14 protein-coding genes are annotated in these 15,442 nt (G+C 39.8%); 4 read left to right on the top strand and 10 right to left on the bottom strand.

Annotated features, from left to right (window positions below):
* The 4 genes from GILLI_RS17755 (at window position 1) to GILLI_RS11410 (ending at window position 6,162) form a co-directional block, all read left to right on the top strand.
* Entirely contained in the window at window positions 1-3,471 is a 3,471-nt protein-coding gene (locus tag GILLI_RS17755) for a sensor histidine kinase (protein ID WP_006989268.1), read from the top strand.
* A 21-nt stretch (window positions 3,472-3,492) separates the two neighbouring features.
* On the top strand, window positions 3,493-3,696 hold the full coding sequence (locus GILLI_RS18135; RefSeq protein WP_006989267.1) for a YgaP-like transmembrane domain: 204 nt from the start codon (window positions 3,493-3,495) through the stop codon (window positions 3,694-3,696).
* Window positions 3,697-4,288: 592 nt separating this feature from the next.
* Window positions 4,289-5,020 (top strand): flavodoxin family protein, encoded by a 732-nt coding sequence (locus GILLI_RS11420; RefSeq protein WP_006989266.1) that lies wholly within the window; start codon window positions 4,289-4,291, stop codon window positions 5,018-5,020.
* Between the two features lie 644 nt (window positions 5,021-5,664).
* Complete coding sequence (locus tag GILLI_RS11410; RefSeq protein ID WP_006989265.1) at window positions 5,665-6,162, top strand: hypothetical protein; 498 nt, start codon at window positions 5,665-5,667, stop codon at window positions 6,160-6,162.
* A 735-nt stretch (window positions 6,163-6,897) separates the two neighbouring features.
* Here GILLI_RS11410 and GILLI_RS11400 read toward each other — a convergent pair.
* The 10 genes from GILLI_RS11400 to GILLI_RS11355 form a co-directional block, all read right to left on the bottom strand.
* Window positions 6,898-7,653, bottom strand: a complete 756-nt coding sequence (locus tag GILLI_RS11400; RefSeq protein ID WP_006989264.1) for a sulfite exporter TauE/SafE family protein — start codon at window positions 7,651-7,653, stop codon at window positions 6,898-6,900.
* 1 nt (window position 7,654) lies between these two features.
* A complete protein-coding gene (locus tag GILLI_RS11395) occupies window positions 7,655-8,821 on the bottom strand; it encodes a molybdopterin molybdotransferase MoeA (protein WP_006989263.1) in 1,167 nt (388 codons plus the stop codon).
* Window positions 8,821-9,813 (bottom strand): GTP 3',8-cyclase MoaA, encoded by a 993-nt coding sequence (gene moaA / locus GILLI_RS11390; RefSeq protein WP_006989262.1) that lies wholly within the window; start codon window positions 9,811-9,813, stop codon window positions 8,821-8,823. Before moaA ends, GILLI_RS11395 begins: the two co-directional genes overlap by 1 nt.
* A complete protein-coding gene (gene moaCB / locus GILLI_RS11385) occupies window positions 9,806-10,702 on the bottom strand; it encodes a bifunctional molybdenum cofactor biosynthesis protein MoaC/MoaB (protein WP_006989261.1) in 897 nt (298 codons plus the stop codon). Before moaCB ends, moaA begins: the two co-directional genes overlap by 8 nt.
* The gene (locus GILLI_RS11380) at window positions 10,703-11,146 is read right to left on the bottom strand and encodes a molybdenum cofactor biosynthesis protein MoaE (RefSeq protein ID WP_006989260.1); all 444 of its coding nucleotides are present in this window, start codon (window positions 11,144-11,146) and stop codon (window positions 10,703-10,705) included.
* Window positions 11,139-12,149, bottom strand: a complete 1,011-nt coding sequence (locus GILLI_RS11375; protein WP_006989259.1) for a HesA/MoeB/ThiF family protein — start codon at window positions 12,147-12,149, stop codon at window positions 11,139-11,141. Before GILLI_RS11375 ends, GILLI_RS11380 begins: the two co-directional genes overlap by 8 nt.
* Window positions 12,149-12,385 carry a MoaD/ThiS family protein gene (locus tag GILLI_RS11370; RefSeq protein ID WP_006989258.1) on the bottom strand — a complete coding sequence of 79 codons (237 nt, stop codon included), beginning with the start codon at window positions 12,383-12,385 and terminating at the stop codon, window positions 12,149-12,151. Before GILLI_RS11370 ends, GILLI_RS11375 begins: the two co-directional genes overlap by 1 nt.
* Before the next feature lie 87 nt (window positions 12,386-12,472).
* Window positions 12,473-13,075 (bottom strand): nucleotidyltransferase family protein, encoded by a 603-nt coding sequence (locus GILLI_RS11365; protein WP_006989257.1) that lies wholly within the window; start codon window positions 13,073-13,075, stop codon window positions 12,473-12,475.
* Window positions 13,072-14,226: an XdhC family protein gene (locus GILLI_RS11360; RefSeq protein ID WP_006989256.1), complete on the bottom strand. Its 1,155-nt coding sequence runs from the start codon at window positions 14,224-14,226 to the stop codon at window positions 13,072-13,074. Before GILLI_RS11360 ends, GILLI_RS11365 begins: the two co-directional genes overlap by 4 nt.
* Entirely contained in the window at window positions 14,223-15,377 is a 1,155-nt protein-coding gene (locus GILLI_RS11355) for a cysteine desulfurase family protein (RefSeq protein WP_006989255.1), read from the bottom strand. Before GILLI_RS11355 ends, GILLI_RS11360 begins: the two co-directional genes overlap by 4 nt.
* Between the last annotated feature and the right edge of the window lie 65 nt (window positions 15,378-15,442).

The following is a 15,442-nucleotide window of genomic DNA, read 5'->3' as shown; positions in this document are numbered from 1 at the left end:
ATGAGTTGGAAGGTATTTTTACCAATAGTATTCATTTTATGCATGTGGCCTAAAGCGGGAGCACAAGAGCTCCCGCTTACCCATTTTACCAGCGATAGCGAAGTTAACGCCCTTCCGTCTGCTCTTGTTACTCATATTTTTCAGGACAGCCAGGGTTACATCTGGTTTTCTGTATTTACCTCCGGGCTTGTGCGATATGATGGGTCCAAAATGGAACTCTATGATCAAAAAAATGGTCTGCGGGATCTTGGAGTATGGCAAATGGTAGAGGATGGTAACGGGCATCTCTGGTCTTCTTCCAGTGCTGGTTTAGTAGTTTCTAAAAAGCCTTTAAAGGAATATAAAAATGGTAAAAAAATTGAATTTACTTCACTTTTTAATGGAATACACCTCACCCGGGAAGCAGTTTTTAGAAATCAGCAATTAACTGTTGATGCTGCCGGAAGGGTTTTAATTGGTACTGCAGACAAAGGAATTATCAGGTATCATATAGATAAAGCAGGACAGATTACCGCCGATACACTTTCCACCACAATTACAGGACTAAAAGAACTTGCAGTAACATCTTTGGTTGCAGGGGAAGACGGAGGAATATATGCCGGCCTTGATGGAGGGTTGCTGGTAAAATACCATAATGGGGAAGTCAGCGTTTTTTATGGATTAAGTGGAGGAGCTGAAAATTTCATTTCTGTTTTTGAAGATAAAGATGGCGGAGTATGGGCTTACAGGCAGAATGGAGAGCTTCTCCACTTCCGGTCAAATTCAGAATCTCCTGAAATTTTTCTCGCCGGCCTGCCCTCTAACGTTGCAGATATAACCGATCTTAAGGATGGGACTATTCTTGCCAGTAATGGGGAATCCGGAATTATAAGGATTAGCAAAAAGGCCGGGGAAATAATTAATACCTATACCAGGGCCAACGGGCTTTTGAATGACAACGTTTATTATATTCTTGAGGATCTTGAAGGGAATGTTTGGATCGCCCAATCTGGGGGAGTGTCCAAGCTTCGATATAATTTCAATGCTTTTGAAAATTTTACGGCACGGTCAAAAGGTGGAGAAAGACCTGTTCTGCCTTCAGGTAAAATAAATACTATTCTTGTTTCGGGTACTGCAGGGGATTCTCCTTGTCGGTTTTGGGTAGGGACAGAAGGCGGGGCTACTTGTGTAAATGAATACAGTTTGTCAAGATTTATTACTCAGGCAGACGGGCTCGTTGGAGATTGGGTCAATGGGCTTGCCATGGATGATAAAGGACGTATCTGGATTGCCACTACACAGGGACTTAGCGCGATAGTTTTTAACAAGAACCTCATAATTCAGGAAGCTCATGATGTTCGTGAAATAGTAATCTTCGGCAAGGAAGCTTATTTATTTTCTATTTGGGATAGTCCTCCTTTTATTGCTTCAGAAAATTTAAAATTGAAGAATGAATCTAAAAAAGGTTATACGGAGAGTATTTGGTTTCCCGGTTTAAAAAGCCTTTATGTTTTCTCTGAAGGTAATTTATACGAATTGGGACCAAAACAAGGTTTACCTCCCACACTTTATAAATCTGTTGCCATAGATAAGGAAGGGATTCTATGGGTAGGGACACGTGATCGCGGCCTTTATAGAAGTACCCATCCATTTAACACCGAAAATCTTAAAAATATATCTGGATCTGAAAATAAAATTTTTGAACAGGTTTGGTCGTTGAATACCGGGGCACCAACCAATCACATTGAAAAATTGCTTTGGCACAAAGATCGTCTTCTGGTAGGAACTCAGGTAGGATTATATTTCATGGATCCCGAATCACATGAAATCTTACAACATTTCAATGTTTCAAAAGGACTTCCGGCAGATAATGCAGTAAGCTTTGCGGTCTCCCCGGTTAGTGGTAATATTTGGGTTGGAACCAATAAAGGGCTGGCTGAAATTGATCCTGAGGCAGGAAGTGTTATTAAGTTTGTAAACCGGCAAACCGGCCTGATTGATAATGAAGTTTGGTTATATGGATCGGTAAAAGTAGACAATAAAGGCAATGTCTACTATGGTACTTCCAATGGATTATCGATTTATCATCCAGACAAGGATCAGCCAAATTCGGTTCCTCCAAAGTTGCAGCTTACAAATGTGGATATTTCTTATAAAAGTGATAGTAGGAATGAAGTTAATTTTGAATATGCAGCCCTTAGCTATGCTAATGTATCTGATGTTCAATACAAAACCAGATTGGTAGGATATGATGACACCTGGTCCCCACCCTCAGGAATAAAAAGATTGAGGTATACCAACCTTCCTGCCTATTTTTGGCCAAAGGAATACACCCTGGAGGTAACTGCTGAAAATGAAAGCGGGGTAGTGGCGGAAGACCCTATATCATACAAATTTATGGTGGAACCGGTATGGTGGTTACAATGGTATGCTTTCTTAATTTATTTTACCTTTCTTGGAATACTTGGATTGCTTATTGACAGGCTACAACGTGCACGACTTATCAAAAGAGAGAGAGATAATGCAAGGCTGAGAGAGGCGGAATTACGAGCAGAAACAGCAAATGCAAGATCTACTGCTGCTGAAGCTCAGGCACTGGCACTTCAGTCGGAAAATGAGAAAAAAGCCCTGGAACTTGAGAAAGCAAGGGAACTGGAAAAAGCTTATAATGAATTAAAAGCCACCCAAAAGCAACTGATACAGGCAGAAAAAATGGCTTCCCTTGGCCGGCTTGCAACCGGAGTTGCTCATGAGATTAAGAATCCGCTCAATTTCATAAATAATTTTGCGGAACTTTCTGTTGACCTGGTTGAAGAACTGGAGGAAGCCAGAAAAACCGGAAATGAAGAGGAAGTTGCCTTTTTAATGCACGATCTCAAACAAAACACAACTAAAATCCATGAACATGGGAAACGGGCAGATGCCATTGTACAATCCATGATGCAGCACGCCAGAGGAGGAAAACCAATTTTTGAACTTTTTGATGTAAATGATCTGGTAGAAAAATATACAGATCTTGCATACCAGGGTAAGCGTAATCAATATTCGGGATTTAAGGCTACAATAAAAAAGGATCTGGATCCATATATTGAAGAAATAAACATTGTAGGCCAGGAAGTAGGCCAGGTACTTCTGAATGTTATTGGAAATTCTCTTGATGCAGTTCTGCATAAAAGCAAGACGCTGGGAGATTTTTTTGAACCCATTGTAAAGATCTCTACCAGGAAAGCTGAGGGTTTTGTAGAAATAACAATATCAGACAACGGCCCGGGTATTTCCGAGGAGATCAGAGAAAAGATTTTTGAGCCGTTTTTTACAACAAAACCCACAGGTGAAGGCACAGGTCTTGGTCTTAGTCTTAGTTATAACATCATCACCCATGGACATCACGGCTCCCTCAAGTTGGTAAATAATGATGGTGAAGGGGCTACTTTTATTATTTCACTTCCTATCCTGAAGGAAAAACTTAAAAACCAGGTGGCAGCGGGATAAACAACGAAGTTTATACTAAGAATGCTTGATGGTATAGTAGGAATTATTTATTTGATAAGCGTAGTGCTATGTTTGAGTGTTGACATACAGTGGGTTTATTTGGCTGGAGTTGTGGCGGTACTGCAAATTTCCAGTTATTTCACAGGTTTTTGTCCTGTTTATTTCTTACTGGACAAATTCACGCATGAAAGTGGCCATAAAAGAGCAGGATCTAAACCTATTTAGGTAAACTATAAAATAATACCACAATCTCTATCAAAAGGGTAGGGTCTTCAGAAACGTGGGTAAGTGATCTCGCTGAAACCCTAGGCACAACTACACCTTTTCAACTAGAGAAGAAATGGTTAAAGGTAAATCCAATATTTATCTGTTAAATAGTTATTAGATAATAAGCTAATTTCAAAATCCATAAATCGAATAAATTAGAAATATGCAAGGTGTTTTTTATATTCCAGAATAGCAATGGATCGCATAGCAAATATTATCAAGGAAAGAAAAATTAAGATGTCATTTAATTATATGATTTGAATTGATTAATAATTTAAATCTCGTTCAAGGTTACAATTCAAGGAACCCAAAAATAAAGCGGGGAGGATTGCAACTCACCTGCATAAATGTATACTGGTAAGCTTCCTATGCATTTTGAAACCTTAGTGATGAATAGAAAAAACCGGAGTAAAAACTGAATAATATGGAGTAATTTAGCTTAAATAAAGCTGAATTTTGAAATAAAACTGTTTAAAAATTATATAATCGGTAATGATCGGCTTTTGCATTCGACCTAATAAAAATTATAATTATACCAATCAATTCAATTATGAAAAATAACTTTTCTGGCTTGAAAGCCGTCTACGTAAACTGCACTTTAAAAAAATCTCCCGCAAAAAGTCACACTCGTGATTTAATGGATGTTTCAGTTAAAATTATGGAATCTGAAAGGGTGGAAGTTGAAATCATACGTTTAGCAGATTTTGAGGTACCGGTAGGAGTCCAACCCGATATGACCAAAGAGGGCGAATCGCAAGATGACTGGCCAAAACTCTACAAAAAAATAATTGCTGCCGATATTCTGATAATAGGTACCCCCATTTGGCTGGGAGAGCGTTCTTCTGTGGCTTCAAAGTTAATTGAGCGTTTATATGCCATGAGTGCATATCAAAACGACAAAGGTCAATATGTATATTACGGAAAAGTTGGTGGTTGCATAATCACCGGAAATGAAGATGGAGTAAAGCATTGTGCTATGGGAATGCTTTATGCACTTCAACATTTAGGGTACAGTATTCCGCCGCAAGCCGATGCCGGGTGGATTGGGGAGGTAGGCCCCGGCCCCAGTTATGGTGATACCGAATGGAATGGAGAAAAGAAAAACCCACCTGTAGGCTATGATTCAGAATTTACAAACCGGAATACTACGTTTACGACCTATAACCTGTTGCACCTGGCAAAAATCCTGAAAGAAGCGGGTGGTTACCCTTCGTATGGCAATTCCAGGACAGCCTGGGATGATGGAACCAGGTGGAATTTTGAAAATCCTGAATATAGATAGAAATTTATAAAACCAAGCAAAACGTCAAATCATGCTTCTAGAGACCGATCAATATATCGATTATACCCTGCTTTTTTCAGAATAATATAGCGATAATCTTATTTTAGGTGCGTTAAGTTTTTTAGATCGCTCTAGTATGGCATCCCGACTTTCACGGCAACCACCCCCCTGCTAAAATACCTACTGTTTTTGCATTATTTAAAAGTGAAGCGGCCTCTATCCCTATTTCTTCCCCGGGTACCAGACGTGAGGCATATTTTATTATAGGTTGGACAAATTGTTGATTTTGAGCTTATATTTTTGCCACATGTGCCGGTAATTCTATCCTTCAAACCTAATTACTTGCCAATGCAAACTTAATTGCTCGTTGAATAAGCATAGGGGCTTGTGCAGGTGTTTTAAAAATGGCCTGAGAATCACAAATATCATCAGACGCCTTTTTTAAATCCACTTCCTGAAAAAAGATGGCGCCCTGTTGTCTTTGGGCTAGCTGACCGGCCCTTAAATTTTGGGGCTGCAATATTAGGAAATATTATTCGCGCCTATTTTGTGGGCTTATTCCAACCACCAACAATACCTAATTGATTGCTTTTTTACTTATTTTTTTCTTAAATTTAATGTGCTAGTACCAAAAACAATAGAATATGAAAAGTCTCATTACAGCATTTGTTTTTATTGGAATTTTGGTTTCCTGTAATTCAACAGACAAAAGTAAAAATACAACCCAGAAATCCTCTGAAATTGAAACTTCAATAGACAGTACATCGAATAAAGTCACTAAACAGTTAACGGAATCGGATGAACTTTTGCCAATCATGTATCGACTGATGGCAGACATGAACCAGATAAACGAAGGCATTTTTATAGAGAACTATCCTATGATTGACAGTGCAGCTTACCGTATAGCTACCCATCTGAAAATTAATCCCGCACAGATGCAAACTATCAAAAAGAACTTGGGAGAAGATATACAGGAGTTTGTGCGAATTGATATGGTGGTCCATGATCGTGCTGTATCCATCAGTGAGGCCGCACAGCAAAAGAAAATGTCGGAGATATTGAGTCAATACGATATCCTCCAACAGAGCTGTGTTAATTGCCACAACCAGTTTCGGTCCAGACTTAGAGGTAAGCTCCAATAAATTACGCCTGACCAACCAATCAAGTGAACCTCATATTCGCATTTTGAATATTTCAGGCTTTTTGAGGAAAAAAGGTATTTAAATGGTTTTAAAATAAAAAAACAACTGCACAAATATCACATTTGTTTTTTTACGGACACAACGCCAACCCTAAAAACAAAAGAGTTACTTTTAGCAAACGTTTGAAAAAATTGAAAACCTAAGAATGATATTAGGCCAATATATTGGTAACATAAATCAACGATACCTTTTAGGAAACGGAACCGAACATACTTTTAGATGGGCCATCCGAGCGACCAACGAACCTAAGAGACAACAATGCGGTACGCCCGACTACATTTTAACAAAAAGAACATTCCAGTTGGATTTATTGAGGCCAAAGACATTGGCGACAATGATTTAATTGGCAAAAAGTTTTATAATCAAAAACCTCGGGGCAGGCCCGGCCGTAGCTTTCGGGTGGGCCCGCCTGAATGAAATTCATTTGGTGTAGGCCCACAAAGTATGAATTGAAAAATCCTTTTAAAAATTCCAGCCATCCCGAGCTATCGGGACGGGGAACCTGCCCGACGGTCAGGCGGGTTAAACCCTCAATGAGGGATTAAACTAACGTAAACTTTCATCTTTAGCGGTTTTACGGTAATCCTGGTAAACAGGATAGGGCTAAAAGTTGTTGATATTAATTAATATCACAAAATTCTTTGAAAGAAATTGAGTTGCAATTTAAATAACAATTTAGACCTTAATTTCAAATCCGTAAAGTAAAATCATCTTGAGTCCCACATAAAAAACAAGTATTGCCGTTAGAATTCCCAGGAACTTTAAGTTAAATTTCTTCATAGAAAGATACGAACCCAGGCTTCCTCCCAAAACCACAGCAACAATCAACTTAAACACCAGGTCATAATCAAGACGGAATGTTCCGGCAACATTTAAACCAATAAGCCCGGCAATAGAATTAACCAGGATGAAAACCGAAGCCAGTGAAGCGATAATTCTTGGGTTTTTCCATTTTAAAAGGTTTAGTGCAGGAGACAGGAATATCCCTCCACCTATTCCTGAAATGCCCGATAACAGGCCAATGCTTCCCCCCAGCAGTAATTTTTTGGGATTTGAAAATTCCCTGGAGAGTGTTCTACTCTTTAAAAATTGCAGCACCATAAATGCACCGGCTAAAACCAGGGCACCTCCTAAAATTAGAAAAAATGTAGCCTGCGATAGTTTTAGTTGTGCTCCCAAATAGGCAAGTGGAATACTTAAAACAAAAAATGGCCAGATAAGTTTAAATTTTAAAACTCCATTTTTAATGAATACTATGGTTCCTATTGTAACCACACAAATATTCAGAAGTAATGCAATAGAACGTATCTCGTAAAAGTCGGTTAGCACCAGGCTGAGAATTGCCAGATAACTTGAGCCGCCTCCAAATCCTACTGAACTATAAAATAATGCGATAAAAAAGAATAGGAAAGGAAGATATTCTATGGGCATATCAGGAAATTAAATAGCATTCTACCAAGTCTCCCTTTTTAACCGAAGTTTCCGCATCCAGAAAAATAAGGGCATTTCCTAAAGCCATGGACTGGATCATGGAAGAACCTTGTCCGTTTAAAATGGCTACTTCTTTAGTATCGATTCTCGCTTTCAGAAATGAAGGTCGATCTGATCTGTTCTCAAAATCATGGGAAATTGAAAAAGCATAATGTTCAAGTCCGTTCTTTGGAGAACCACTTAATTTATATAGAAGTGGCAACACATAAATATAAAAGCAGCTAAGGGAAGATGCCGGATTTCCAGGCAGGGCAAATACAAATGTATCTTCTTTTCTGCCGAAATATAGCGGTTTTCCGGGCTTCTGAAAAACTTTATAAAACAGTTCTTCCACTCCGTTCTCTTCAAGCGCCTGCTTTACAAAATCATAATCTCCAACCGAGATCCCGCCGGAAAGAATCAAAACCTCTGTGTTCTCAAGGGAGTCTTTTATTCCGGCTTTGATAGCTTCAAAATTATCTTCAATTTGTTTTTTGCCCTGACACTGAAATCCATATTTCTCACAGGCCGCAGCAAGGGCAAAACTGTTGGATTCGTATATCTGTCCTTCCCCTTTTGGTTTTCCGGGTGCTACCAGTTCGTTTCCGGTTGTAATTAAATTGATCACAGGCTTCCTAAAAACATCAACTTTCTCTATTCCAAGACTTCCAATCAACCCAATTCCTGCCGGAGTAATGCTATATCCGTTTTCAAATACAACTTGTTTTTTTGTGAATTCACCTCCTTTTCTACGAATATTTTGGCCTTCCCTGGGTTCCTGTTCCAATAAAAGCTTATCTCCGATCACAGTGGTTTTCTCCTGCATCATTACAGCGGTAGTATTTTCAGGGATTTTAGCGCCGGTAAAAATCCTTGCAGCTTCTCCCTCCTTCAATTCCAGCTGCCTCGTATCCCCGGCAGCAATTTCTCCTTTAATAATATACTCCCGGAAAATACCACACAATGCATATCCATCCATGGCCGAATTATCGAAGGATGGCATAGCGAATGGTGCAATAATATCCTTTGAAAGTGAATAGCCCAGACAATCTTTCAATTTCCGACACTCGGTTTTTGGCCTTACCTGCTGCCCTTTAATGATTTTCAAAGCTTCTTCGATTGTAACCATTAACCTCCTATTGAAATCATTGACCTGTTTTGCTCGTAATGATCGGCATCCATTTTCACATCCATTCCATCACGGGAAAATTTCTTGGTCTTGATAGCGTTTATAATAATATTTTCCATTTCCTGTCCATTTCTAAGCGGCGTGAGAAGATCGGTTTCAGAATTGGCGAAAAGGCAATTCATCATTTTACCATCGGCCGTCACACGAATACGATTACAATCCGCGCAGAAGGGATTAGTAATAGTGCTCACGATCGCAAAACTTCCTGTGTGACCCTTGACTTTAAAATTTGTAGATGTGCTGTGCTTTGGGTTTTCAAGCGCTACCACATTTCCGAAGCGCTTAGAAACAATGTCTAAGATCTCCTGTTTTGCAACCCCTTTGCTCCAGTCCCATTTATTCCCTTTAAAAGGCATGAATTCTATAAATTTTACCGTAAGATTCTTGTACTTCGTAAGCGCGATAAAATCATTGATCTCGTTGTCATTAACGCCTTTTATCAATACGATATTCAGTTTTACCTGCATATCCATTTCCAGCGCTTTTTCAAGGTTTTTCAAGATGCGATCGAAATAATCGCGTTTGGTGATAAAAACCGACTTGGCCTTGTCCAGAGTATCCAGGCTTAAATTGATCTTCCGCAAACCTATTTTCTGGAAAAGATCCAAATATTTATCCAGTGTGATCCCATTGGTAGTGATCTTTAAAGTGACGCCAAGCTTCGCGAGCTCCTCCACCAGATACCCAAAATTTTTCCTAACCAGTGGCTCACCGCCGGTAAGCCTAATGGTGTCCACACCCAGGTCGCGAAATGTTCTGGAAAGAGTGATGATCTCTTCCAAACTCATGATATTGGGTTTCTCAATGAGTTCAATCCCGTCTTCAGGCATACAGTAAAAACAACGAAGATTGCACCTGTCAGTCAGGGATATCCTGAGATACGTGTGCGCTCTTCCAAAATTATCTACTATTTTAGGTTCCTTCTCAATCATGTCTTTTTCCTTTTATCATATTAAATACGTGCAATACATGCGGAAATATCGCATCCATACATTCTGCTGCGCCTTTGGTAGATCCCGGAAAAGCCAGCACCAGTTTTTTATCCATTATACCTGCGATGGATCTTGAGAGCATTGCAAAGGGCATTCGCTGTTGACCATAACTTCTCATTTGTTCCTCCACACCTTCTAGCTTTAAATCAAGCATAGGCGCAATGGTTTGCGGGGTAACATCCCTGGGGCCTACTCCGGTTCCGCCGGTGAAAATAACCAAATCTGTTTTTGCGTTTTTCAAAACCGATCTTATCTCCTCTGCTTCATCTGGAATAATGGTTATATTGGAGCTAATCCCCAAAGCTTTCAGTTTTGAAACAATCGTTTTTCCTGCCTTATCCTCTCCTATTCCTTTGGAAATAGTATCTGAACATACCACCACTTCCGCAGTAAGATTTTCAGCATTTACATTAAATGAAGATTTTCCCCCGCTTTTATTCTGAAGCCTGATCGTTCGTATTTCCACCTGCTTATCGATTGGTTTCAGCATATCATACATGGTTAGCGCAACAATACTCGCACCGTGCATCGCCTCCACCTCTACACCGGTTTTATAAATGGTTTTAACCGTAACCGAAATTTGAATTTCCAGGCCGTCAATCTCATATTCAATTCCGGTAAATTCTATAGGCAGCGGATGGCAATCCGGCAATAGCTCGGGAGTTTTCTTTACTCCAAGCAGTCCGGCGGCTTTGGCCATTTCGAATACATTGCCCTTGGGAACTTTATTTTCCTTTATTGCTTTAATTGTTTCCTCGCCCGAAGTTTGCACCACTGCAATCGCGGTAGCTTCCCTAAGCGTCATTATTTTATGGGTAATATCTACCATCTATTTATTCATTTTCCATTGATGAGTTTCATCTTCGAAAATCTCTTTTCCGAAAATAGGCACTTTGGACTTTATTTCTTCCACAAAATAGTTGCAGGCTTCGATCGCGATTTTTCTATGTGCCGAAGATGTAAAAACGAACAGGCATAATTCTCCTGTGTTCACCCTGCCCAGGCTATGATAAATATGTGCACAGGTAATATCGAATTTTGAAAAGGCAACTTCCCTAATCTCGTGAAATACGTTTTCGGCCATTTCTTCGTAAGCCGAATAATCTATCGCGCTCACGGTTTTGCCTTCCACCTCATCTGCGCGTATCTGTCCCAAAAAGATGCTGTGAGCACCAATATTGGTTTTAGACTGGTGGCTCGCTATAGACTGCGCGATCTTTTCAGGCGCAATGGCGCCCTGAACAAATACTTTTTTTGGTTTCTTCTTATCCATCAATTATTGTTTCTATTCCTCCTTCTACATTTTTTAGATTCTGAAATCCGAAATCCTTCTGAAGCATTTCAACAGCTATTCTACTTCGCTTGCCAGACTGGCAAAAGACCAGTACTTCTTCCCGATTGGGAATTTCCCTTAACCGCTGCTGTAAACTTCCCAGCGGAATATGAATTACATTTTCAGAATTCACTTTTGGTTGCTCAAATGCTTCCCGTACATCCAGATAAATTTTATGAGTATCCCTTACTTCGCAATCAATCCTAACCGGAATGATCCCTTGTTTTTTGATCTTTTCTATTTCCTCCTGCCTGGGCTGAATATTCATTATTTGTTCGATACCCGTAAGTATATTTATCAATTTCAGTTTTCCTGAAAGCACATTCCCGGCACCAAGAATTATTTTAAGAACCTCTGCTGCCTGAAGCATCCCTAAAATTCCTGGTGTCACGCCAAGAACACCGGTAGCTTCACAGCTTACTTCCTGCCTCGCCGTCTTCGGAAAAAGACATCGATAGGAAGGCCCATCCTGATAATTAAATACCGAAATTTGGCCTTCATTCTTATATACCGAAGCATATATCCAGGGTTTTCCGGTTAAAATACAGGCATCATTGATCAGGAATTTGGTTTCAAAATTATCGGTGCCATCAAGAATCAAATCATATTGATCAAAAAACATTTCAGCATTTTCAATAGTTAGCGCTTCTTCAATGGCAACCAGTTCGATCTCACTGTTTAAACGCTGTAATTTTTCTTTAGCAACCAGGGCCTTAGGTTTTCCAATATTAAACTCATCATATAAAACCTGCCGATGCAAATTGGTAATGGAAACCTTGTCGTGATCCATCAAGCCAATCTTACCAATACCGGATCCTGCAAGGTATTGTGCCGCGGGACACCCCAGTCCGCCAACACCAACTATCAGGACACTGGAATTTCGCAGTTTTTCCTGTCCGGAAATCCCAACTACATCCAATTTTATTTGTCGGTCGTATCTCATTATCCTCCTGCAAAGGGAGGTAAAAATGCCACCTCATCACCTTCTTTTAATTCTACTTCGCTAATTAAATCCCGATTTATAGCCAGCTGTACAGCTTCAGGATCAGGAATCCCATATTTCTTAATTTGCATATCTTTTAACTCCATAGCCCATAATCCCTGAGCCACATCTAAAACCTCTTCGGTTTTGTTTGCGGTCTCCGCGATCATTCCAAAATATTTTATGGTCACTTTCATCGGTTTATTTTATTGTTTTAGAGGATATATAGCATCCAAATAACCATTTCCCTTTGTGATAAAATTCTTCTAATAGATGTTTTATCTCTATTCCATCTGTTTTAATAGTTCTACATCTTTTACGGTATCCACATCAAAATTTCCCTTTTCAAATTTTTGTGTCGCAAACTCAAATTTCTTATCATAGATCAGTTTTTTAGCTCCCTCATCACCTTCCAGTGCTTTCAATTGCGGAAAAACCTCCCGGGAAAATATTGCGGGAACTCCAACATCACCTGCATATTCAGAAAAAGTTGCCTGAACATCCTTTTCCAACTGAAGTTTTATCAATTGCTCAATATTCTCCCTGGTAACAAAAGGTTGATCTGCCAGCAAAATGAGAACATGTTCCAGTTTATTTTCCAATTTTAGGGAGGTAAACAAACCTTTCCGGATACTCGTGGACATTCCTTCTCCCCATGTTTCATTGATAACCACTTCAAAATTATTCCTGAAAGTTTTAGCCTTAATTTCATCTGCCTTTGCTCCCAAAACCAGCACCTTAGAATCGAATTTAAAGGAATTTGCAACATCTATGATGTGCTGAAGCAATGTTTTTCCTTTAAACTCCACTAGCTGTTTTGGATGCCCCAATCTACTGGAATCCCCAGCCGCCAGGATGATCACCCCTATTTTCCTGTTCCCGATCATACCTGAATTTGTTTAAATTGATTGTCCTTTTTTTCATGTATTGGCGCAGCTTTTTCCCTAAGCGGTCTCGCGCTATTACCTGTTAGGACAGATTGTATTTCAGATAGAATTGAGAGCCCGATCTCGGCAGGAGTTTCTGCACCAATTTCAAGTCCTACCGGAGCGTGGATTTTATTCAATACTTCAAATTTCAGTTCAAATCCTTCTTTTTCCAGATCATCCAGCATTTTCTCGTATTTTTTCTTCGGCCCAAGAATCCCAATATAGGGTATGCGGTCATCTGTTAATACCAATTTCAAAACTGACAGATCATAATTGTAATTGTGGCTCATCAGCACCAAACAACTCCGGCTATCTATTTCAATATTTCTCAAAGTTTCTTCAGGTTTTGAAATGATTACCTGGCAGGAACTTTTAAAACGTTCTTTATTGGCATGGCTTGGCCTGCCATCTACTACTGTAACATCCCATCCAACCATCTCTGCCTGCTGCGCGAGGATTTGCGCATCATTTCCTGCTCCTATAAGGATCAATTTTACGGGTGGCTGATAATTTTGAATAAAAACATGCTGTGTTTCTCCCTTCACTGAAACTTCAGCAAAATGCGGTTTGTTACTCTTCAGGCTAATTTGAGCCCTTTCCAGCATTAGATCAATAAATTCTTCTTCCTGTTCCTTCCCAATGTAATTTGAATTTTCTTCAATTAGTAAAATAGTTCCAGGCTGATCTTTTGATCTGTTCAGATTAAACTGAACTACAATCGCCACAGGATCTTTCCTGTTAATAAGCGTTTTCAACAATTCGCAGGAATTCTGTTTATACTCATAATCCAATGGCTCAAACAAAACCTGAATGACACCGTTGCAGCCTAACTGAGCCCCGATTATCGCATCATCTTCATCACTGGTATCGTAGGTTACGAGTTTATTTTTTTGCCGGTGCAGCGCCAGAAGTGCCTTGCGCAAGGCATCGCCTTCGAGACAGCCACCACTAATAGCTCCCGTAATATTGCCAAATTCATCCACCAGCATTCTTGCCCCGGCTCTTCTATAGGAAGAACCTTCCACGTGCACCACAGTTGCAAGCACACTAGCCGTGCCTGCTTTTTTAAGCAGTTCGTATTCGGCTATAATAACGTCCAGTTCTCTCATAGTACCACGCTTTTTAGCTGATTAACAATTTTCTTTATTTCACCAGCTGCAAAATCGATATCAGCTTCGGTGGTTTGTTTGCCAAGGCTTATTCTCAAAGAAGACAGTGCCAGCTCATCGCTTAATCCCATTGCTTTTAGAACATGTGAGGGCTTAATGATATTCGATGAACAGGCAGAGCCGCGGGAAACTGCCAGGCTATTCAATTTTCGCAGAAGTAGATTCCCAGCAATATTCTTAAACGATATATTGGTAGTATTCGGAAGTCGGTGAGCATTTTTGGAATTAATGCCTGCACCTTCAACATATTCGAGAAGTACTTCCATTTTATTTCTGAGTTGCTCAATTCTATTTGATTCTTCTTCCATTTCAGAATAAGCGATTTCCGCAGCCTTCCCAAAACCTACAATTCCCGGAACGTTCAGCGTTCCGGCACGCATTCCTTTTTCCTGGCCGCCACCAAAAATATGAGGTTCAACATCAACTTTATTTTTCTTGTTAATATAGAGGACACCTACCCCTTTGGGCCCATAGATCTTATGGGAAGAGAAGACAGCCAGGTCTAAATTCATTTCCTTTAAATCTACCGGAATCTTCCCTACAGCCTGGGTGATGTCACTCATAAGTTTCACACCGCTCCCATGCACAATTTTTCCAATCTCCTTAATAGGGTGGACCAAGCCGGTTTCATTATTGGCCAGCATAATGCAGACAAGGATCGTTTCAGAAGTAATAGTCTGTTCTAATTCATTTAGATCGATATTCCCTTCAGCGTCTACATCCAGAAAGGTGATTTTAAACCCATCATCTTCCAAAACCTTCATCGTATCTAGAATCGCTTTATGCTCGGTTTTAGCTGTAATGATATGTTTACCTTTTGACTTGTTGCTTTTTGTAAAGCCGAAAAGGGCAAGATTAGCCGCTTCGGTTGCACCAGAAGTAAAAATGATTTCTGAAGACCTGCAATTCAAAAGTTTGGCAATCTGCGCTCTTGAATGTTCCACAGCATCCTCTGCATCCCATCCAAAAATATGGTCACTACCCGCATTCCCAAACTTCTCATTAAAACAAGGCAACATGGTATCCAGCACCCGCGCATCAACCGGTGTCGTCGCGTTGTAATCGAGATATATCTTATTATTTACCGTCATTTAAAAAAGCGTTATGTTTTAATGTACATATCGGTTGATAAATTATAAGGCTCAAGACCAGTCTT

Source organism: Gillisia limnaea DSM 15749 (assembly GCF_000243235.1).
Classification (GTDB): domain Bacteria; phylum Bacteroidota; class Bacteroidia; order Flavobacteriales; family Flavobacteriaceae; genus Gillisia; species Gillisia limnaea.
The sequence above is the reverse complement of the archived record's forward strand: the minus strand, read 5'-3'. Positions and strand labels throughout refer to the sequence as shown.